The sequence below is a fragment of the Antribacter soli genome (assembly GCF_021568775.1).
Taxonomy (GTDB): domain Bacteria; phylum Actinomycetota; class Actinomycetes; order Actinomycetales; family Cellulomonadaceae; genus Antribacter; species Antribacter soli.
Map to the genome: position 1 here is coordinate 18,395 of NZ_JAKGSG010000045.1, position 19,133 is coordinate 37,527.

At 73.2% G+C, this 19,133-nt stretch carries 17 protein-coding genes; 9 read left to right on the forward strand and 8 right to left on the reverse strand.

Features of this window, described 5'->3' with window-relative positions; genetic code table 11:
- The first annotated feature begins 26 nt into the window (after positions 1-26).
- The 3 genes from L1785_RS16505 to L1785_RS16515 all read left to right on the forward strand — a co-directional run bounded on the left by L1785_RS16505 (position 27) and on the right by L1785_RS16515 (position 3,665).
- Positions 27-1,280 carry a DUF4192 domain-containing protein gene (locus tag L1785_RS16505; RefSeq protein WP_236090380.1) on the forward strand — a complete coding sequence of 418 codons (1,254 nt, stop codon included), beginning with the start codon at positions 27-29 and terminating at the stop codon, positions 1,278-1,280.
- Positions 1,281-1,313: 33 nt separating this feature from the next.
- Positions 1,314-1,682 carry a universal stress protein gene (locus L1785_RS16510; protein ID WP_236090381.1) on the forward strand — a complete coding sequence of 123 codons (369 nt, stop codon included), beginning with the start codon at positions 1,314-1,316 and terminating at the stop codon, positions 1,680-1,682.
- Between the two features lie 261 nt (positions 1,683-1,943).
- Positions 1,944-3,665, forward strand: a complete 1,722-nt coding sequence (locus L1785_RS16515) for an RNA polymerase sigma factor (protein ID WP_236090382.1) — start codon at positions 1,944-1,946, stop codon at positions 3,663-3,665.
- 327 nt (positions 3,666-3,992) lie between these two features.
- Here L1785_RS16515 and L1785_RS16520 read toward each other — a convergent pair whose 3' ends face one another.
- Positions 3,993-5,078 carry a phosphotransferase enzyme family protein gene (locus tag L1785_RS16520; protein WP_236090383.1) on the reverse strand — a complete coding sequence of 362 codons (1,086 nt, stop codon included), beginning with the start codon at positions 5,076-5,078 and terminating at the stop codon, positions 3,993-3,995.
- Positions 5,079-5,210: 132 nt separating this feature from the next.
- Between L1785_RS16520 and L1785_RS16525 the strand changes: the two genes are divergently transcribed.
- Positions 5,211-6,548, forward strand: coding sequence for an aspartate aminotransferase family protein (locus L1785_RS16525; RefSeq protein WP_236090384.1), 1,338 nt, complete (start codon positions 5,211-5,213; stop codon positions 6,546-6,548).
- Between the two features lie 78 nt (positions 6,549-6,626).
- On the opposite strand, the gene L1785_RS16530 is transcribed toward L1785_RS16525, so the two are convergent.
- Positions 6,627-6,824 carry a DUF7455 domain-containing protein gene (locus tag L1785_RS16530; protein ID WP_236090385.1) on the reverse strand — a complete coding sequence of 66 codons (198 nt, stop codon included), beginning with the start codon at positions 6,822-6,824 and terminating at the stop codon, positions 6,627-6,629.
- Between the two features lie 191 nt (positions 6,825-7,015).
- Here L1785_RS16530 and L1785_RS16535 point away from each other — a divergent pair, with 191 nt between their 5' ends.
- The 4 genes from L1785_RS16535 (at position 7,016) to L1785_RS16550 (ending at position 11,445) form a co-directional block, all read left to right on the forward strand.
- On the forward strand, positions 7,016-9,172 hold the full coding sequence (locus tag L1785_RS16535) for a DNA gyrase/topoisomerase IV subunit B (RefSeq protein WP_236090386.1): 2,157 nt from the start codon (positions 7,016-7,018) through the stop codon (positions 9,170-9,172).
- Complete coding sequence (locus L1785_RS16540) at positions 9,169-10,278, forward strand: prenyltransferase/squalene oxidase repeat-containing protein (protein ID WP_236090387.1); 1,110 nt, start codon at positions 9,169-9,171, stop codon at positions 10,276-10,278. Before L1785_RS16535 ends, L1785_RS16540 begins: the two co-directional genes overlap by 4 nt.
- 94 nt (positions 10,279-10,372) lie before the next feature.
- Positions 10,373-10,840, forward strand: coding sequence for a DUF4430 domain-containing protein (locus L1785_RS16545; RefSeq protein WP_236090388.1), 468 nt, complete (start codon positions 10,373-10,375; stop codon positions 10,838-10,840).
- Positions 10,819-11,445, forward strand: coding sequence for a DUF6580 family putative transport protein (locus L1785_RS16550; protein WP_236090389.1), 627 nt, complete (start codon positions 10,819-10,821; stop codon positions 11,443-11,445). Before L1785_RS16545 ends, L1785_RS16550 begins: the two co-directional genes overlap by 22 nt.
- Before the next feature lie 152 nt (positions 11,446-11,597).
- On the opposite strand, the gene L1785_RS16555 is transcribed toward L1785_RS16550, so the two are convergent.
- The 6 genes from L1785_RS16555 to L1785_RS16580 all read right to left on the reverse strand — a co-directional run bounded on the left by L1785_RS16555 (position 11,598) and on the right by L1785_RS16580 (position 18,072).
- Positions 11,598-12,950, reverse strand: a complete 1,353-nt coding sequence (locus tag L1785_RS16555; protein ID WP_236090390.1) for a pectate lyase family protein — start codon at positions 12,948-12,950, stop codon at positions 11,598-11,600.
- A 437-nt stretch (positions 12,951-13,387) separates the two neighbouring features.
- Positions 13,388-13,807, reverse strand: coding sequence for a Dabb family protein (locus tag L1785_RS16560; protein WP_236090391.1), 420 nt, complete (start codon positions 13,805-13,807; stop codon positions 13,388-13,390).
- A gap of 61 nt (positions 13,808-13,868) precedes the next feature.
- Positions 13,869-15,113: an MFS transporter gene (locus L1785_RS16565; RefSeq protein WP_236090392.1), complete on the reverse strand. Its 1,245-nt coding sequence runs from the start codon at positions 15,111-15,113 to the stop codon at positions 13,869-13,871.
- A gap of 29 nt (positions 15,114-15,142) precedes the next feature.
- Positions 15,143-15,772, reverse strand: coding sequence for an SRPBCC family protein (locus tag L1785_RS16570; protein ID WP_236090393.1), 630 nt, complete (start codon positions 15,770-15,772; stop codon positions 15,143-15,145).
- A gap of 99 nt (positions 15,773-15,871) precedes the next feature.
- On the reverse strand, positions 15,872-16,429 hold the full coding sequence (locus L1785_RS16575) for a TetR/AcrR family transcriptional regulator (protein ID WP_236090394.1): 558 nt from the start codon (positions 16,427-16,429) through the stop codon (positions 15,872-15,874).
- Between the two features lie 65 nt (positions 16,430-16,494).
- Positions 16,495-18,072, reverse strand: a complete 1,578-nt coding sequence (locus tag L1785_RS16580) for an NAD-dependent epimerase/dehydratase family protein (RefSeq protein WP_236090395.1) — start codon at positions 18,070-18,072, stop codon at positions 16,495-16,497.
- Between the two features lie 9 nt (positions 18,073-18,081).
- Here L1785_RS16580 and L1785_RS16585 point away from each other — a divergent pair, with 9 nt between their 5' ends.
- Positions 18,082-19,059 (forward strand): DNA-3-methyladenine glycosylase family protein, encoded by a 978-nt coding sequence (locus L1785_RS16585; RefSeq protein ID WP_236090396.1) that lies wholly within the window; start codon positions 18,082-18,084, stop codon positions 19,057-19,059.
- Positions 19,060-19,133 lie beyond the last annotated feature (74 nt).

Sequence of the window (19,133 nt, forward strand, 5' to 3'; positions counted from 1 at the left end):
GGGCGCGGGCCGGGTGGGATCGACGCATGACGACCACCACGGTGCGGGTCAGCGGACCCCAGGACCTCCTCGCGTACATCCCCTACCGGCTCGGGTTCCGCCCGGTCGAGTCGCTCGTCGTCGTGAGCCTGCGCGGCCGGCGGCAGACCGTCGGCCTCGTGTCCCGGGTCGACCTCGCCGAGCTCACCGGGGCGGCCGACGACGGCGGACCGGGCGGTGCCGGGCTCGCGGGCTGGCTGGCCGAGCACGCCCTCGCCGACGGTGCGACCCGGGCGGTGGTCGTCGTGTACACGTCCGCCGACGTCGGGGCGGTGCCCGCGTGCCCCGAACGGCGCGCCGTCGACCTGGTGCGCGCGCGGCTCGACCGCTCCCTGCCGGGCACCGAGGCGTGGGTCGTGGGCCCGTCGGGCTACCGCGCCGTCGACTGCCCGGACCCCGCGTGCTGCCCGGCCGGCGGCCGCCCGCTGACCCAGGTGGCGGGCAGCCGGGTCGTGGCCTCGATGGTGCTGGAGGGCCGGACGATCGCCACGAGCCGTGAGGCGCGGTACGCGATCCCGTCGGCGCCCGTGGCCGCCCGGACGCAGGCGAGCCGGGCGGCCCTGCGGTGGGAGCAGCACCGCGCGCGGCTGACCACCGACGCCGAGGGCGCGTCGGGCGCCCCGGAGGCGGGCCGGGCGCTGCGCGCCTTCTCGCGCTGGGGCGCGGAGGGGCTGGACACCTGGCGCCGGGCTGTCCGGCAGGTGGCATCGGCGGAGCCCGGTCGTCCGGTCGTCCTCCCGCCCGTGGCGCTCGGCCGCATCGCGGCGGCGCTCGCGGACCGGTGGGTGCGCGACGCGATCCTGGTGAGCCTCCTGCCCGGGTCGGAGGAGCTCGCCTCGGCGACGGCGCGCCGGCTCGCGACCGCGGGTACTGACGTCGCGACGGGCGAGGTGATCGCGCGCATCGTCGACCAGCGGGTCGGCGAGGAGCCGGACCCGGCGATCGTCGGCCCGGCGCGCGCCGTGCTGGAGGCGGTCGTCGCGCACGTGCCGCGCCGGCGCCGGGCGGCCGCCTGCACGCTGCTCGCCCTGCTCGCGTGGTGGGACGGTGACGGCGGGAGCGCGGCGGAGCGGGTCCGGGAGGCGCTCGCGACGGAGCCGGACTACCCCCTGGCGAAGGTGCTGGCGGGTGCGCTGAACGCGGCAGTCCCGCCCGGCTGGGTGCGCCGGCGGTACCGGGAGGACGACCGTGCCAACCCGTCCGCGCAGGCCGGAGCCGGACGGGCGGGCGCGCCGGGCTGAGCAGCCCCCCGAAGTCGGGTAGCGTCGGTGGACATGACGATCGTGGTGGGCCACCTGACCACGCCGGAGGGCCAGGCGGCACTTGCCGCAGCTGTGGACGAAGCCCGGCAGCGCAGCACACCGCTCGTGGTCGTGGCGTCCGGGAAAGCTCCGGAGGACGAGCGGGAGGCGGGGATCGCGGCGCTGCAGGAACGCCTGGCAGCATCCGGTGCGGACTTCCGTATCGAGCAGGGCGGCGGCGACCTGGCCGATGACCTGGTCCGCCTGGCGACCGAGACGGCGGCGGAGCTCGTCGTGATCGGCCTGCGCCGGCGCAGCCCTGTGGGCAAGCTGATCCTCGGTGCGGGTGCGCAGCGGATCCTCATCGAGGCGCCGTGCCCGGTCCTCGCCGTCAAGGTCTGAGGAGCGGGCCGGCCTCGCGCCGACAGGTGTGACGGAGCCGACTCGCCCGGGAATTCCCGGACGGGCCCGCACGTTGTACAAGGACCTGATTCCCAGAATTGTGAGGCAGGCACTGCTGCCAGAGGTGATCCTCCGCACCCGATTCACGTCCTACCGCCGTTTTTCGGCGGCCATGGACCGGTGCCGACGGTACAATAGCGTGTGTCCGCCGGCGGCTGAAGAAGGTCTGAAGGCCCCGACGGCGGTACACCGCCCCCTCGAATGCCGAAAGGTCGGTTTGTGGCGCCCACTCCCGTGAAGGACCCCCAGAACATCGCCCCCGTTCGTGACGTCGTGCGCGACAACAACAACCTGCCCCGCGAGTTCGAGCACCCCGCGCTCAAGGATCTGCTCGCCCGCGGAGCGGCTGCCGGCCGCGTCGATGCCGAGAGCTTCCGTACCGCGTGCGAGACCGCGGCGGTCGCCGACGCGAAGCGGCTGAAGGCCGTGCTGCGCGCGCTCGCGAACGCCGGTGTCGAGGTGGGGCTGCCCACGGCGACGAAGGTCGCAGCCGCGTCGGCGGCGCGTTCGACGACGGTCGCCGCCAAGGCGCCGTCCGAGGCCGAGGCCTCGGCAGCCCCCAAGCGCACGACACGTACCCGTCCGGCGGCCGCGAAGGCCGCGAATCCCGCCAAGGGCACGGCCGAGGACGCGGCGGAGGACGCCGCGGACGAAGCCACTGCGAAGCCCGCAACTCGTCGCCGCACGACGGCAGCGAAGACTGCCGGCACCCGGGCGGTGAAGGCCCCGGCGAAGTCGAAGGCCGCGCCCGCCACGGGTAAGGACGACGACGAGGAGATCGCCGAGGAGGAGATCGACCTCGAGGCCGTCGACCTCGAGACCGAGGTCGAGGTCGACCCGCCGGAGGACGTCGAGGCGACGCCCGAGGTCGTCGTCGAGGAGACCGAAGAGACCGAGGCTGCGCCCCCGCGCAAGGCCGAGGGCGAGGAGGACACCGGCTTCGTGGTGTCCGACGCGGACGACGACGACGCCCCGGCTCAGCAGGTCGTGACCGCGGGCGCCACGGCGGACCCGGTCAAGGACTACCTCAAGCAGATCGGCAAGGTCGCGCTGCTGAACGCCGAGCAGGAGGTCGAGCTCGCCAAGCGCATCGAGGCCGGCCTGTTCGCCGAGGAGCGTCTCGCGACGCAGGTGTTCGACAAGGCCGACTCCGAGCAGCGGCGCAACGAGCGCGACCTCAAGTGGATCGCGCACGACGGCAAGCGCGCGAAGAACCACCTGCTCGAGGCGAACCTCCGCCTGGTCGTGTCGCTCGCCAAGCGCTACACGGGCCGCGGCATGCTGTTCCTGGACCTCATCCAGGAGGGCAACCTGGGCCTGATCCGTGCGGTCGAGAAGTTCGACTACACCAAGGGCTACAAGTTCTCGACGTACGCCACGTGGTGGATCCGTCAGGCGATCACCCGCGCCATGGCTGACCAGGCCCGCACCATCCGCATCCCGGTGCACATGGTCGAGGTCATCAACAAGCTCGCCCGCGTGCAGCGCCAGATGCTCCAGGACCTGGGTCGTGAGCCCACGCCGGAGGAGCTGGCCAAGGAGCTGGACATGACCCCCGAAAAGGTGGTCGAGGTCCAGAAGTACGGCCGCGAGCCCATCTCGCTGCACACCCCGCTCGGTGAGGACGGCGACAGCGAGTTCGGCGACCTGATCGAAGACTCCGAGGCCGTGGTGCCCGCCGACGCGGTGAGCTTCACGCTCCTGCAGGAGCAGCTGCACCAGGTGCTCGACACCCTGTCGGAGCGGGAGGCCGGCGTGGTCTCCATGCGGTTCGGCCTGCAGGACGGCCAGCCGAAGACGCTCGACGAGATCGGCAAGGTCTACGGCGTGACGCGCGAGCGCATCCGCCAGATCGAGTCCAAGACCATGTCGAAGCTGCGGCACCCGTCGCGCTCGCAGGTCCTGCGCGACTATCTCGACTGAGTCCGACGCCGGACGGCCCCGCCCCTGCTCTGCAGGGACGGGGCCGTCGGTCTTTGTTCAGGCGGTGTTGTTCGTCGCCTGAGCCTGCGGTTCCGCTGCGGGCGGGTGCCTCGTTCCTCGGCCCCCACCCTGCGCTGCACCTCCGGCTCAGGCGACTTCCTTGTTCGCCTGAGCCTGCGGTTCCGCTGCGGGCGGGTGCCTCGTTCCTCGGCCCCCACCCTGCGCTGCACCTCCGGCTCAGGCGACTTCCTTGTTCGCCTGAGCCTGCGGTTCCGCTCCGGGCGGGTGCCTCGTTCCTCGGCCCCCACCCTGCGCTGCACCTCCGGCTCAGGCGAGCAGCCAGGTGGTCCGGTCGAGGAACCGGCGGGCCACCTCCAGCGAACCGGGCTTCTGAGCGGCGTGCAGGCCAGGCGGAAGCGCGTCCTCGCGGTGGCCGAGCGTCCAGCCGAGCATCTGCAGCCGGCGCAGCATCGACAGCGCGCACGCGACCTCGAGGTCGCCCGCCGACAGCGGCGCCACCTCCTGGTACCCGGTCACCCACGCGCGCGCCATCGCGGGGGCGTACGGCTCGTGCTCGACGAAGGTGAGCGCCGCCGCGAAGTCGTACAGGTAGTAGGACCACCCGCAGTCGTCGAAGTCGATCACGGTCAGCGTGCCGCCGTCGGCGATGATGTTCGAGGGCCGCAGGTCGGCGTGCACGAGGCCCCAGGTCTGCTCGTCCGCGGGGAAGTCTGCGACGATCGCCAGCGCCTTGTCCTGCGCCGCGAGCAGCAGCTCGCGCTCGGCGTCCGTCAGCCCGGCGGACTCCCACGGGTCCCAGCGGGCCGAGGGGCCGACCATGTCGGGCACGTCCCAGGTGAACCGCGTGAAGGCGTGCGGCGGCGTCCAGGTTCGCGCGTGCTCGTGCAGCAGCGCGCTCCAGCGCCCGATCGTCCGGTAGTACGGGGCGGGGTCCTCGAGGTCCTCGAGGACCGAGCCGGTGACGAACCGTGTGGAGACGCAGGTCCAGGTCTGTCCGGCGTCGTCCCGCACCTGCGCGGTGTATGTCCCGCGGTAGGTGGGGACGGCCTGCAGCACCCGCAGGTCCGGGACCTGCCACAGGGACGCGACGAACGCGAGCTCGGAGGCCACGGCCGCCGGCCCGCCCACATAGCCGGGCTGCGACACCCGCACCACGCCGGCCGCTCGCCCGTCGAGGTCGAGCCGGAAGGTGGCGTTCTCGCTCACCGTGATCAGCTCCAGCACGACCCGGGTCGGGTCGAGACCCCACGCCGCGCTGACCCCGCGGTGCAGCCAGTACGGAGCGGGGGCGCCGCGCGTGAGGGCGTCGAACGCGGAGAGCCCGGGGCCGGGCTCACCGCCGTCGGCGAGCGGGACGTCGTCGGGCGCCGGTGTGACGTCAGGTATCGTCATGGCCGCACACTACGGCCGGCCCGGGCGCCGCGGGGCCAGGGCAACACGGAGTTCACACGGCGACCGAAGGTGTTACCGCGCGCTTACCATGGGGGCCCGCCGAGGGCGCGCCGGGTGCGCCATGATGACCAGGTGACCCGACGCTCCTCCATCCTGGACGGCAACTCCTTCCGCGCCGAGAACGCTGCGGGGCTCGACGAGCGCACGCTCGCCCTGGCAGGGCGGCGCGAGATGCTCGGCCCCGCCTACCGGCTCTTCTACCGCACCCCGGTCCACCTGGTCCGCGGCGAGAAGGCCCACCTCTTCGACGCCGACGGTCTCGAGTACCTCGACGCCTACAACAACGTGGTGTCCGTGGGGCACGCGCACCCGCGCGTCGTCGCGGCGGTCGCGGAGCAGGCGGCGGCCCTCAACACCCACACCCGCTACCTGCACGAGGCGATCCTGCGGTACTCCGAGGAGCTCCTCGCCACGCTGCCCGGCATGGACCGGGTCATGTACCTGTGCACGGGCTCGGAGGCGAACGACCTCGCGATCCGGGTCGCCCGGTACGCCACCGGGCACCGCGGCGTGATCGTCACCTCGGAGGCGTACCACGGCAACACGGACCTCGTGTCGGGCATGTCGCCCGCGCTGGGAGGCGGGCAGGCGGTCCACCCGGAGGTGCGGGTCGTGCCCGCGCCGGACCCGGCGCTCGCGGCAGCGGACGGCTTCCCCGCGACGCCCGAGGGCACGTCCGAGTGGTTCGCCGGGCACGTGCGGGCGGCGGTCGCGTCGCTCGACGAGGCCGGTGACGGCGTGGCCGCGCTGCTCGTGGACGCGGTGTTCAGCTCTGACGGCATCTTCCCGGCGCGGGTGCTCGGGCCGGCGGTCGCGGCGGTGCGGGCGGCGGGCGGCCTGTTCGTCGCGGACGAGGTGCAGCCCGGCTTCGCGCGCACGGGCGAGGAGTTCTGGGGCCACCTGCGGCACGGCCTGCAGGCCGACGTCGTCACGACGGGCAAGCCGATGGGCAACGGCATCCCCGTGTCCGCGATGGCGACCAGGGCCGAGGTGCTCGAGCCGTTCGCGACGACCGTGCCGTACTTCAACACGTTCGGTGGGAACCCGGTGTCGATCGCGGCGGCGCAGGCGGTGCTCGACGTGATCCGTGACGAAGGGCTCCAGGCGCACGCGCTGACGCTCGGGACGTCGTTCCGCGCGGAGCTCTCGCGCGTCGCCGCCGGGCACGACGAGGTCGGCGAGGTCCGAGGCGTCGGTCTCTACACGGGCGTCGAGATCGTGGGGGAGTCGGGCGAGCCGGACGCGGCACGGGCCCTCGACGTCGTCGAGGGCCTGCGCGACCGTCGCGTCCTGACGTCGGTCTGCGGCCCGCACAACAACGTCCTGAAGGTCCGTCCGCCCCTGCCCTTCACGGCTGCGGACATCGCCTGGTTCTGCGAGGCGCTGGACGAGACGCTCGCCCGGCCCTGACACGACGGTGCCCGGCGCCGGTGGGAACCTCCGCGGGAGGTGGCCACCGGCGCCGGGCGCCGGGAGTGTGTGTGAGCCTCAGGCCTGTCCGTGCTCGGCGTGCAGGCGGTCGGTCTCGTCGTGGACGTGGGTGGCGACGCCCGCGTACGCGGGCGCGTGCGCGCGGGCGTGGTGACCGCAGAAGAGGAGCTCGCCTACGGGCAGAACGACGCGGACATAGGCCTGGGCGCTGCAACGGTCGCAGCGATCGGCAGCGGTGAGGGGTTCGGTCGTCATGGTTGTCACGCCTCCATCCAACCATCGGCGACTGCGATTCATGCCAGCCGCTTCCACGGGTTCGCTGCGAGCATAGCGGCGTGGATCACACTTTAGGTACGACGTAACGGACAATTGCGCTGAGAGGGAAATTTCTTACTCACCCTCGCCCGGTTGCGAGATGGCCGTTCGTGTGGAGCGCCTCACCTGGGATGTCTGAGGTCTCGTCTACGCTGGGCGCCGTGACCACCACTTCCGAGTCGAGCTACACCGCGCGGCACCTGTCCGTCCTCGAAGGTCTCGAGGCGGTGCGCAAGCGACCCGGCATGTACATCGGGTCCACCGACTCACGCGGTCTCATGCACTGCCTGTGGGAGATCATCGACAACTCGGTCGACGAGGCGCTGGGCGGGCACGCGACGCGTATCGAGGTGGTGCTGCACCCGGACACGTCTGTGACGGTGACCGACGACGGGCGCGGAGTGCCGGTGGACATCGAGCCCAAGACGGGCCTCTCGGGCGTCGAGGTCGTCTATACGAAGCTGCACGCGGGCGGAAAGTTCGGCGGCGGCTCCTATGCGGCCTCGGGCGGCCTGCACGGCGTCGGCGCCTCGGTGGTCAACGCCCTCTCCTCGCGGCTCGACGTCGAGGTGGACCGCGGCGGAAAGACGTACCGCATGACCTTCCACCGAGGCGAGCCCGGTACGTTCGCCGACCCGGCGGGCGGCCCGTCCCCCGACTCGCCGTTCCAGCCGTTCACCGACCACTCGGAGCTGGCGGTCGTCGGCAGGGTGGCCCGCGGCCGTACCGGCACGCGCGTGCGCTACTGGGCGGACCGGCAGATCTTCCCGAAGAACGCCGTCTTCAGCTACGACGAGCTGGTCACGCGCGCCCGGCAGACCACCTTCCTGGTGCCGGGCCTCGAGATCCTCGTGCGCGACGAGCGCGGCCTGCCGGGCACCCCCGGCGAGGCCGGCCCGCACGAGGAGGTGTTCAAGCACACCGGCGGCACCGTCGACTTCGTCGAGTTCCTCGCGCCCGACACGCCCGTCACCGCCGTCTGGCACCTGACCGGGTCCGGCAGCTTCACCGAGACCGTCCCGGTGCTCGACGAGCGGGGCCACATGACTCCGCAGGCCGTCCAGCGCGAGTGCGAGGTGGACATCGCGATCCGCTGGGGCACGGGCTACGACACCGAGGTGCGGTCCTTCGTCAACATCATCTCGACGCCGAAGGGCGGCTCCCACCTCGCCGGGTTCGAGCAGGGGCTGCTCAAGGTCCTGCGCAAGGGCGTCGAGACCAACGCGCGCCGGCTCAAGGTCTCCGCGAGGGAGGGCGCCGACCGCATCGAGAAGGACGACGTGCTCGCGGGCCTGACCGCCGTGGTCACCGTCCGCCTCGCCGAGCCGCAGTTCGAGGGCCAGACGAAGGAGGTCCTCGGCACCGCGCCGGTGCGGCAGATCGTCACCCGGGTCGTCGAGCGGGAGGTGAACGCCATGCTCACCTCCACCAAGCGGGACGAGAAGACGCAGGCGTCGCTCCTGCTCGACAAGATCGTCGCCGAGATGCGCGCCCGCGTCACGGCCCGCAAGCAGAAGGAGATCTCGCGCCGCAAGAACGCGCTCGAGACGTCCTCGCTGCCGGCCAAGCTCGCGGACTGCCGGTCCGACGACGTCGAGCGCTCCGAGCTCTTCATCGTGGAGGGCGACTCGGCGCTCGGCACCGCCAAGCTCGCGCGCTCCAGCGACTTCCAGGCGCTGCTGCCCATCCGCGGCAAGATCCTCAATGTGCAGAAGGCGTCGGTCACCGACATGCTGCGCAACGCCGAGTGCGCCGCGATCATCCAGGTCATCGGCGCCGGCTCCGGCCGCTCGTTCGACATCGACGCCGCGCGCTACGGCAAGATCGTGCTGATGACCGACGCCGACGTCGACGGTGCACACATCCGCACGCTGCTCCTGACGCTGTTCTACCGGTACATGAAGCCCCTCGTGGAGGCCGGCCGCGTCTACGCCGCGGTGCCGCCCCTGCACCGCATCGAGGTCATCGGCAACGGGAGGCGGCAGAACGAGTACATCTACACGTACTCGGAGGCCGAGCTCAACGCCACGCTGCGCCGGCTCGACAAGGCGGGGCGCCGCTACAAGGACGACATCCAGCGGTACAAGGGTCTGGGTGAGATGGACGCCGACCAGCTCGCGGAGACCACGATGGACCCGCGTCACCGCACGCTGCGCCGGGTCACCGCCGAGCACGTCGAGGCGGCGGAGCGCGTGTTCGAGCTGCTCATGGGGTCCGACGTCGCGCCGCGCAAGGAGTTCATCATCGCCGGCGCGAGCGAGCTCGACCGGAACCGCATCGACGCGTGACCAGGCGCACGGGGCGGCGGCCGGCCGGGAGGCCGGTGCGGTCCGCCCCGTGGCGCGATGGCGCGGCCGCGGTGCTCGCCGGCCTCCTTGCCTGCGGGGTGCTGCTGGCTGGGTGCACGGGCGACGCGTCCGAGGACCCGACCCCCGTCCCGTCCCAGGACCCCGTGACCGCGGCCGCCGACGCCGCGACAGCGTGGCTCGCAGGGTTCGCCGCGGAGGCGACGGCCCGTCTCGAGGCGGGCCGGTCACCGGACGGCCGCGGGATCGGCGACCACGGGCCGACGAGGGACGTGCTCCTCGCGCTGGTCGCGACCGGCCAGGACGCCGCTGTCGGTCCGCTCGCCGCGGCGCTGGCCGAGCCGGCGCACGTCGACGCCCACCTCGGCGACGGTGAGCACCTGCGGCTCGGCGGCTCCACCGCAGAGCTCGCCGCCGCGCTGACGGCGGCCGGCCACGACCCGCGCGCCGTCGGCGGACTGGACCTCGTCGCCGAGGTACGTGCGCTCGTCGGCAAGGACGGGCGCGTCGGCGACCGCGGCGTGCACGGCCACACCCAGACCGCCGGCCAGGCCTGGTCGGTCGTCGTCCTCACCCGTGCGGGCGTGCCCGAGGCAGACGCTGTCACCGGCGCGCTGACGGACCTGCAGTGCGACGACGGGTCGTTCCCAGCGTCGCCCGACGACGAGCAGTGCGTCGGCGACGTCGAGGCGACGTCGCTGGCGATCGTCGCGCTGCAGACCCGGGAGCCCTCGGCGCCCGAGGCCACCGCCGCCCGTGACTGGCTGCTGTCCCAGGCGACGCCCACGGAGGTGGACGGCGCCGAGCTGGTGGCGTGGCAGGCGGCGGACGACACCGGGCTGAGCGTCGTGAGCACGGCGCTCGCGGTTCTCGCCCTCACGGAGCTCGAGCCGACGGCGGCCGTCCCCGGCATGGACATCGAGTGCCGCACGCTGCGGCCCGCGCGCGAGTGGCTGGCGGCGCAGGCCGTCACGCGGGGCGACGACGCCGGGGCGCTCGCCGTGGACCAGGTCGCGGACCCCCGGGCCACCGCCTGGGGCGCCATGGCGCTGTCGGGCACCCGCCTGACCACCGTCCTGGACGGATGAGGCCGGTCGCGCCGAGGCCGTCGGACGGCACCGCGCACGCCCGTGGGATGGACGCCCCTGCACGCGGCGACGGGCCGTCCGTAGACTCGTGACCATGATCCTCCAGAACTTCCGCTCGCTGGGCCGTGCCCGTGCGACGAGCGGCCACACGTCGGCGGCTGTGCGGACGAGAGTCCTGACGACCGCGCTGACCACCGTCCTCGCCGCCGGCCTGCTGGCCGGCTGCGCCGGTACCGAGCCGGCCGCCGACACGACCCTGTCCGCCGCCTCGGCCACCTCCGCGAGCCCGTCCGCGAGCGCGTCGGCCGACGTGACCGAGTGGTCGTACGAAGGCCAGGACGGTCGCACCGCCCTGGATCTGCTGCTGGAGTCCGACCCTTCGGCCGAGGTCAGCGGCGAGGGCGAGATGGCGTACGTGACCAGCATCGGCGGCCGCGCCGCTGACGATGCGGCGAAGGAGTTCTGGGCGCTCTACGTCGACGGCGCGATGGCGACCGTCGGCGCGGGCTCGCTCGTGACGACGACCGGTCAGGAGATCACATGGAAGCTCGAGACGTACTGACCCCGGATGGCCGCTCGGACGGCCTGACGGCGCGCGACCTGCTCGCGCGCTGGTGGCGCCCCGCCGTGGTCGTCCTCGTGGCGGTCGCCGCCGTGGTGTGGCGCCTCGTGCGCGAGGATCTCGGCGCCCCGCCGAACCTCGAGCTGACGACCGCGGCGACGTTCCTCGCGGCGCTCCTGCTGCGCCACCGGCTCGCCGCGCTCGTGCCGCTGGTCGTGGTGGTCGCGAGCGACCTCGCGCTCGGCAACACGTCGATCCTGCTCTTCACCTGGTCGGCCTGGGCCGTCATCGGCCTGGCGGCCCTCCCGGTGCGCCGTCTCGGGCGCTGGGGGACCGGCCTGCGCCGGTTCGGTGTCGCGGCCGGCTTCGGCGTCGCCGGGTCGGTGTGGTTCTTCCTCTGGACCAACTTCGGCGTGTGGCTCATGGGCCGCGAGTCGTACTACGCCCCGGGGCTCGACGGCCTTCTCGCGAGCTATGTGGCCGGCCTGCCGTTCCTGCGGACGATGCTGCTCGGCAACCTCGTGCTCGTCCCGCTGGCGGCCGCGTGCGCGGCGCTCGTGGAGCGGCTGGAGCACCGCGTCCCGGTGCTGGTCACCGCGCACTGACCCACCGACGACCGACGACCGCCCCCCCCCCCCCCCCCCCCCCCCCCCCCCCCCCCCCCCCCCCCGGGGGGGGGGGGGGGGGGGGCCGTCGGCAGGCTTGGCGGCGTCGGCGTCGGCGTCGGCCTCGGCGGAGGTGGTACGGCCGGCTCAGCTCACGGCTGGATGCTCAGCACCCCCGTGCCGGCTCCGGACAGTACGGCGGCCCGCGCGTCCCCGGGCCGCATCGCGGCGTAGCCGTAGGGGACGGTGAAGTCCGTCGTCGAGGTCAGGTGGTCGTGCGCCGTCTCCTCGAACGCGTTGTCCCGAAGGTTCCAGGAGCCGCCCGTGTCGGTGCCGTACCACCAGCCGACCGGGCCCTGGATCTGGCCCGCGTGGCTGTCGGCGTTGCCGCTGCCCGTGCGGTAGAAGTAGTTCCCCTCGACCAGGACCTGGGCGCCGCCGCGGGCGTTGATCGCCGAGGTGCCGATGCTGTCGAAGTAGTTGTTCAGCATGTGCACGTGCGCATACCGGATCAGCGGGACGCGCGTTTTGACGTTCTGGAAGTGGTTGAACGCGTAGGTGATGTTGTCGGGTGCGACCGACGGGTCGTCGGTGTGCCCCACCAGGGACGTCTTGTGGTGGTCATGGATGTAGTTCCACGAGACCGTCACGTACTGGGAGTTCTGCTTGATGTCGACGAGGCCGTCGTAGTAGTCCGGGTCGGCCGCAAGGTCGCTGTAGAGCTCGTTGTGGTCGATCCAGACGTTGGTCGAGTGGTCGGTGATGCTGACGGCGTCCTTGTCGCCCGTGTCGACGTGGTGGATCGCCAGGTTCTGGATCACGACGTCGTGCGAGCGCGTGACGGTGATGCCGACTCCGTCAAGCTCGCCGCTCGTTCCGACGCCGAGGATCGAGACGTGCTGGACGTCCTTCACGTCGATCCTGCTCTCCGAGAGGTTGGCCTCGGAGATCGGGGTGTCGACGTAGATGACCAGGCCCTGGTCGGCGCCGCGGTCCCGGTGCTCTTCGAGCAGCGCGTACAGCGCGTTCCCGGCGCCGCCGTACTGGCCCGCGACGGCGGACAGGACGTACGCGTGCACGGTGGCCGCGCCCTGGCCCCCGCGGGTGCCGCCGTTCATCGACGCGTAGCCCGCCGCCGTACCTGCGCTGGGCGGCGGGGCCACGGACACCGCGGCCGCCTCCGCCTCCGCCGCCGCCGCGGCCTCGGCTGCTGCAGCCGCCTCCGCCGCAGCGGCCGCTTCGGCCGCAGCGGCTGCCTCGGCCGCGGCGGTGTCCGAGGGGCTCGGGCTGGGGCTCGGGCTGGCCGTCGCGGACGCCCTGGCGCTCGCGTCCGGCGACGAGGTGATCAAGGGGCGGTCAAACCGGGGATCGACCGACCCGTCGTTTCCGGCCATGTTCTCGGCGATGGTCGGCGCGAGAGCGGCGGCGGCACCGAGGACGACCGCGACGCCGACGACGACCGGCAGGAGCCACCGGGGGCGCAGGCGGGTCACGAATGATGCCATGGGGTCTCTTCCCTCTCGAGAGGCGAAAGAGGGAGGCCGGAAGGACGCGCCGCCCTCGGCTTCAGGCCAGACCCTGCACGGTTTCTGCACAGATCGTCAAGTCTTCGACGGCCCGCCGCTCGGGCCCGTCTCCACCGCGGTGGGACGCTCTGTTTGCGTGCATATGAGGGATATTGCGCGGCTGTCTACTTCGTCCGTTCTCGACATCGTTTCCGCGGGTCGAGCCAGCAGGCCAGGCTGGCGCCTACGTCAAACGCCAGCACTGGTAATGGGAAGACAAGGCAAAACGAAACCATCGGATCTGGGCGGGCGGGCGGGGGTTGGTCGGTCTGGGCAGTACCCGGCACGACAGCCGACGCCGGTCGCCCGCCCCCGGGCATGGCCGAGGGCCCTCCAGGTCGGAGGACCCTCGGTGCGGTCGCCGGTCTACGGTCGGGTCACCGCTCCCCGTGCGCGCCGGGTGCGGCGCTGCCCTTGTACTCGCCGAGGTCGGACACGAGCTGGGTCAGCGTCGCGTCGCTGTCGTAGCGGCGCTGGTGCAGCGCGGCGATCTTGGCGCCCATCTCCGGGTCGGGGTCGTCCGTGATGTCGAACGACGCGAACTTGTCGACGAGCGGCAGACCGACCTGGTCGGTGTTCCGGTGGGCGGGGTGGACGAGGTACTCCCAGTAGCCCTGGAGGTCCTCGATCATGAACGTCGCGCCCCACTCGTACTCGCCGCCGAAGTCGCGGCCGACCACGAAGGACTTCACGGACGGGATGACGCGGCCCTGGTTGCGCAGGCTCTCGAGGGCCTCCTCGATCTGGGCGGCGTCGGCGTCGGGGCGGAGGGTGAAGCGGTTGCCGTGGATGATCATGATTCGTTCCTTGCGGTGGGTTCTTCGGTGGGTGTGGGCTGAGGGTGGTTCGAGGGTGTGGTCAGGTCCGGCGGGGCCGGAGCAGGAGGGGTGCGGCTACGGCCGCCCCGACGGCCGTGACGAGGCCGGCCCAGGTGAAGGCACCGCTCAGCCCGGCGGCGGCGACGAGCGGCCCGACGGCGATCGGTGAGGCGAACTGGCCCAGGAAGACGCCGGTCACGAGACCCGCGAGGACCTGACCGCGCCGGGCGGCCGGGGCCAGTTCGCCGAGCCGGAGGTTGAGGTTGGGCACCGTGAGCCCGACGCCGAGCCCGCCCACGAGCAGTCCCGCGACGACGACCGTGACCCCGTCGGCCCGCCCGACCAGGAACCAGCCGGTCCCGAGCGCCACCACACCGGTGAGGGTGATGGCCGCGGGGGACAGCCGGCGACGCACGGTGGGGAACGCGAGCGAGCCGAGCAGGCCGGTGAGCGTGGTCCCGGCGATCGCGACGCCGACCAGAGCCGGCCCGGCGCCGAGCTCGCCGAGCAGGAACGGGAGCTGGGTGGGCGCCATGTAGAACACGGCCGTCGCGGCGAACGCCAGGGCGTACAGGCCGAGAACCCGCCGGCGGAGCAGGCTCGTCCGGCCGGAGTCGGGCACGCCGTCGGCCGGGGCCGGTGGTCGTGCCACGGGGGCCGCACCGCCGGGAGCTGCGTCGCGGACCGTGACGAGCACCAGGACCGCGACGGGCACTGCGGCCGCGTACAGCCAGAACGGTGCCCGCCACCCCGTGCTTGCCAGCACCCCGGCCAGCGGCAGCAGCGCGACTCCGCCGAGGCTGGCCGCGGCCTGCTGGAACGCCAGGTAGGTGGCGCGCGCCGGCCCGGAGAACCAGTCGGTGAGCTGCGCCGTCACCGCGGTCGTCACGGCGCCCACGGCCAGGCCGAGCGCAGCTCGGGTGGCGAGGAGCACGCTCAGGTCGGTGACCACGAGCCCGGCCGTGCCGGCCGCCGCGTACAGCACCAGCCCGCCGAGCAGGACCGGCCGCCGGCCGAGCCGGTCGGTGAGGAGACCGGCGAACGGCGCGCTGAGCCCGATGGCCAGGGACGTGATCGTGAGGGCGAGCCGTACGAGCACGTCGTCCTGGTAGACCTCGGCCATGGCGGGCAGGCTGGGGGCGATGACCGCCGCGGCCATGATCGTCAGGCTCGCCGCGGAGAGCACTGCCGTGCGGGCGGCCCGGCTCGGGCCGACGGCGGTGGCCGCCGCCCCCGTCGTCGCACCCGCCGCCGTCGCGACGCGGGCGTTCGCGGTCAGGCTCATGTCGTGGCCCTTCCCGGTCGTGTGCGGGCTCAGTCCCACAGGCTCAGGGCTGCACCGAACATGAGCACAGGGACCAGCAGCCACGGCTCGGCCAGGACGAAGGCGGCCGTGATCAGGACTGCGCCCCAGGCCAGCCCCTTGGCGAAGCGGCGCCGCCTCGTGCGCTTCGTCTGCTCGGCGGCCCTGGTCTCGGCGGTCTGGCGCAGGAGCTCGAGCCAGTTCCCGAGGGATGCGTCGAGCGCGGCGCGCAGGTTGTCGGTGTCGGCCCGGACGGGGTCGCCCTCCCAGGACTCGGCCGTGCGCACGACGGTGGCGTCGCCGTCGGCGGTGAAGGTCCACTCGTGGATGCCGGTGATGCCCATGGCCGGCCCGCCCCACAGGATCCGGTGCGGCGCGTCGAGGGCGTAGACCGTGGAGGTGACGTCGAGGCCGTGCGTGCTCCAGCGGAACGTCGCGCCGGGCTGGAGCGGGCCGTCGGTGTGGGCGGTGTCGACGTCGGTCTGCCAGGTGGGCCAGGCGTCGACGTCGGTGTGCAGCCGCCACACCTGCTCGATCGGCGCGGCGATGCGGATCTCGCGGCGAACGACGACGGTCGCGGCGTCGTCGATGCCGGTGGGGGCCCCGGACTGGTCGGTGGTCTGGGTCGTGTGCTGGGTCATGTCGGTCTCCGTTCGGGTAAGAGTGAACAGTCACTCACTTGATTGGCTGAAGAGGGTCAGGTCGGGAGGTGTCGGGCAGGGGAGCCCTGAGGGTGGCCGTCAGGCCGGGTGCCGGATGCCCTCGGTGAGGAGCCGGGCCCAGTCCTCGGGCACGTCGTCGATCTGCGCGGTCACGATCAGGTGGCACAGCTGGCCGAAGGCGATGAACCGCTGGACCGCCTCGTCGGAGGCCCGGGAGCGGCTCTTGGCGTAGTCGACCACCTGCCGGAGCCCGGCGCGCAGCGCCGCGCCGATCTCCGGCACGTCCGCCACCGACTGTGCGTGCACCTGCAGCATGAGCAGCGTGCGGTCGCCGATGAGCTCGGCGTACGCGCCGCCCATCGCGTGCAGCACGCCGTCGGGCGACGGGTCCTGAGCGCGGTCCGCGCCGGCGGCCAGCGACTCGACCACCTGGGCGAAGCAGGTCTCCAGAGCGGTGACGAAGAGCCGCTCCTTGCTGGGGTAGAGCTTGATGACGTAGGCCGGCGAGATCTTCGCCGCGCGAGCGACGTCGGCGATCGTCGTGCCGTGGAAGCCGCCGCCGGCGAACTCCCGCACGGCGGCCGCGGCGACGACCGGCTTGCGGAGCTCTGCGGTGGAGAGGGCTGTCCTTGTCATGTGAGTGACTGTACATTCACTCTTGCCGGTGACGCAAGTCGTGGAACGGAGTCAGGCTCGCTCGGTCAGAGCTCCCGGCGGAACGCCCGCCCGCGCGCGTACGCGTGGAAGCGGTCGAGCATCTCGATCTGCCGGCGTGCCAGGACGATGAGCTCGTCGAACTGCCCGGGGTCCAACCCGATCTCGGCGGCGTGCTCGCGTAGCGTCTGCCAACCGCCGATCTTGCCCAGCACCGCGGACCGCATGAGCTCCGCCTCGAGCACCGCCGTCATCGGCGACCGCTGCGCGATCCGGCCGTTCAGCGTGAGCCGCCCCGCCTTCTCGGTGAGCCACGCCGCCACCTGCCGGTACCGACGCCGCGGCACCCCGAGGCGGTCGAGCAGCTCGCGGTAGAGCTCCCGCTCGCCGCGCAGCTGCTCGGTGGCCTCGGCCAGCTCGGCGTGGAAGGGCGTGTCCCGGTGGGTCCCGGTCATGAGCTCCATGCGCTCGAGGCCCGCCGTCGCGCCGGAGAAGTGGTCGGAGAGGTAGAGCCCGAACAGGAAGCGATCCATCGAGTCCGGGATCCGCACGTCCCTGTCGTGCCGCAGTGGCATGACGGACGCGCCCGCGGGCCGGGCCGTCCCCGGGTGCAGGGGAGCAGAGCGCAGCCCCTGCCCGACGGCGATACCCCCGAGCAGCTCCTCGACCGCATCCTCGGCGGTGCGGCGCGGCGCCCAGCCCAGCTCGGTCCTGATCCGGGTGGTGTCGAGCACGGGCGCGCCCATCGCCATGTCGAGCCAGCCGGGATCGGGACGGACCACGTGGCCGCGATACGCCGCGGTGAGCGCGAGGCGGACGACGGCGGGCGGCACCTCGACGAGCCTGCCGTGGTCGACGATCCGCGCGAGGTCCTTGCCGTCGAGCAGGTCGTCCGCCCCGACGTTGAACGCCCCGCGGGCCCGCTCCACGATCACGCGTCGGTAGGCGTCCGCGACGTCGTCGGCGTGCGCGGCCTGCATGCGCACCCCCGTGGGCAGCGGCACCGCGGGCAGCCGGCCGTACCGCAGGAGCCGCACAGGCACGAGAGGGCCGAGGAAGTACCGCACGATCGACTGGGCGGCGTCGGCCTGGAAGGTCAGCGCCGGCCGCAGCCGCGCCACGGTCACCTCGGGATGCTCGGCCTCGAGCTCGTCGAGCACCCTCTCCTGCGCCGCCTTGTCGACGCTGTAGTGCGACGTCGGGATGCCCTGGGTCGGCCAGTCCTCCCGCCGCGGCACGTCGTCGTCGACGGGCGAGTACGCCCCCACCGACGAGGCGACGACCAGGTGCGGCACGCCCGCGCGGACGACGGCCTGGGCCACCCGGCGGGTGCCCTCCACGTTGGTGCGGCGGAGCAGGTCGCGCTCGCGGTTCGGCTGGACGAGCCAGGCGAGGTGGACGACGGCGTCGGCGCCGCGGAAGTGCTCGGCGAGCAGCGCGACGACGTCGGTGTCCTCGGCCGCGATGTCGACGGGAGCCCACTCGGCGCCCCGGTACGGTTCGGCGCTCCGGTCCGGCAGGCGCCGGGCGATCCCCAGCACCGACGTGACCTGCGGCTCCTCGTGCAGGGCGCGCAGCAGTGCGGTCCCGACGTTCCCTGTGGCTCCGACGACGACGACGCGCATGGAGCCACGGTGGCACCGGTGCGGGGTGCACGCACCCGGCGCCCGCTCACGATCGTCGGCCGAGGCGTGATCCACTGGAGTGTGCTCACGGTCCGCCACACGTCGCCGCGCCGGCTCGACGTCGCCCTCACGCTCGGGCCGCTCGGACACGGCCCGGCGGACCCCACGTTCCATCGCGCGGCCGACGGGTCGGTCTGGCGCACGTCGTTGCTGCGTACCGGCCCGGTGACGCAGCGGTTCGTGCCGGCCGGGCCGAACGAGGTGGTGGTACACCTGTGGGGCGACGGCGCCCGCGAGGCGGCCGAGGCGCTGCCGGTGCTGCTCGGCGAGGACGACGACTCCACGGGCTTCGTGCCGCCGCCGCAGGTGCGGGACGCCTGTCGCCGGGCCGCGGGCCTGCGGATGTCGGCCAGCGGCCGGGTGCTGGAGGCGCTCGTGCCTGCCGTGCTGGAGCAGCGTGTGCAGACGGTGACGGCGCACCGGGCGTGGCGGTGGCTCCTCACCCGGCACGGCACGCCGGCACCCGGGCCGATTCCCGACGGGATGCGGGTCGTGCCCGACGCGCGAACGTGGGCCCGCATCCCGGTGTGGGAGTGGCACCGCGCCGGCGTCGATCCGGGACGCGCCCGCACGGTGGTGCGGTGTGCACAGGTGGCACCGCGGCTGGAGGAGGCGTGCGCTATGGCGCCCGCCGAGGCGCGCACCCGGCTGGAGAAGGTGCCGGGCGTGGGCGTGTGGACGTCGGCCGAGGTAGCGCAGCGTGCGTTCGGGGACCCGGATGCCGTGTCCGTGGGTGACTTCCACCTGGCGGCCGCTGTCGGCTGGGCGTTGGCCGGCGAGCGCACGGACGACGACGGGATGCTGCGGCTTCTGGCGCCGTATGCGCCGCACCGGCAACGGGTGGTCCGCCTGCTGATGATCGACGGGCGGCACCGGGCGCCGCGGCGCGGGCCGCGGCTGCCGCTCGCCGACTACCGAGCGTTCTGACGCCGCACCCGAACGACGCCGCTGCGCGCACCGGTGGGCCGTGCCGTAACTTTACCGTACGTACGGTAAAGTTA

Coding starts and splice junctions, on each gene's coding strand:
- L1785_RS16505 (WP_236090380.1), top strand. CDS start 27: ATGACGACCACCACGGTGCGGGTCAGCGGACCCCAGGACCTCCTCGCG.
- L1785_RS16510 (WP_236090381.1), top strand. CDS start 1,314: ATGACGATCGTGGTGGGCCACCTGACCACGCCGGAGGGCCAGGCGGCA.
- L1785_RS16515 (WP_236090382.1), top strand. CDS start 1,944: ATGCCGAAAGGTCGGTTTGTGGCGCCCACTCCCGTGAAGGACCCCCAG.
- L1785_RS16520 (WP_236090383.1), bottom strand. CDS start 5,078: ATGACGATACCTGACGTCACACCGGCGCCCGACGACGTCCCGCTCGCC.
- L1785_RS16530 (WP_236090385.1), bottom strand. CDS start 6,824: ATGACGACCGAACCCCTCACCGCTGCCGATCGCTGCGACCGTTGCAGC.
- L1785_RS16535 (WP_236090386.1), top strand. CDS start 7,016: ATGTCTGAGGTCTCGTCTACGCTGGGCGCCGTGACCACCACTTCCGAG.
- L1785_RS16545 (WP_236090388.1), top strand. CDS start 10,373: ATGATCCTCCAGAACTTCCGCTCGCTGGGCCGTGCCCGTGCGACGAGC.
- L1785_RS16550 (WP_236090389.1), top strand. CDS start 10,819: ATGGAAGCTCGAGACGTACTGACCCCGGATGGCCGCTCGGACGGCCTG.
- L1785_RS16555 (WP_236090390.1), bottom strand. CDS start 12,950: ATGGCATCATTCGTGACCCGCCTGCGCCCCCGGTGGCTCCTGCCGGTC.
- L1785_RS16560 (WP_236090391.1), bottom strand. CDS start 13,807: ATGATCATCCACGGCAACCGCTTCACCCTCCGCCCCGACGCCGACGCC.
- L1785_RS16565 (WP_236090392.1), bottom strand. CDS start 15,113: ATGAGCCTGACCGCGAACGCCCGCGTCGCGACGGCGGCGGGTGCGACG.
- L1785_RS16570 (WP_236090393.1), bottom strand. CDS start 15,772: ATGACCCAGCACACGACCCAGACCACCGACCAGTCCGGGGCCCCCACC.
- L1785_RS16575 (WP_236090394.1), bottom strand. CDS start 16,429: ATGACAAGGACAGCCCTCTCCACCGCAGAGCTCCGCAAGCCGGTCGTC.
- L1785_RS16580 (WP_236090395.1), bottom strand. CDS start 18,072: ATGCGCGTCGTCGTCGTCGGAGCCACAGGGAACGTCGGGACCGCACTG.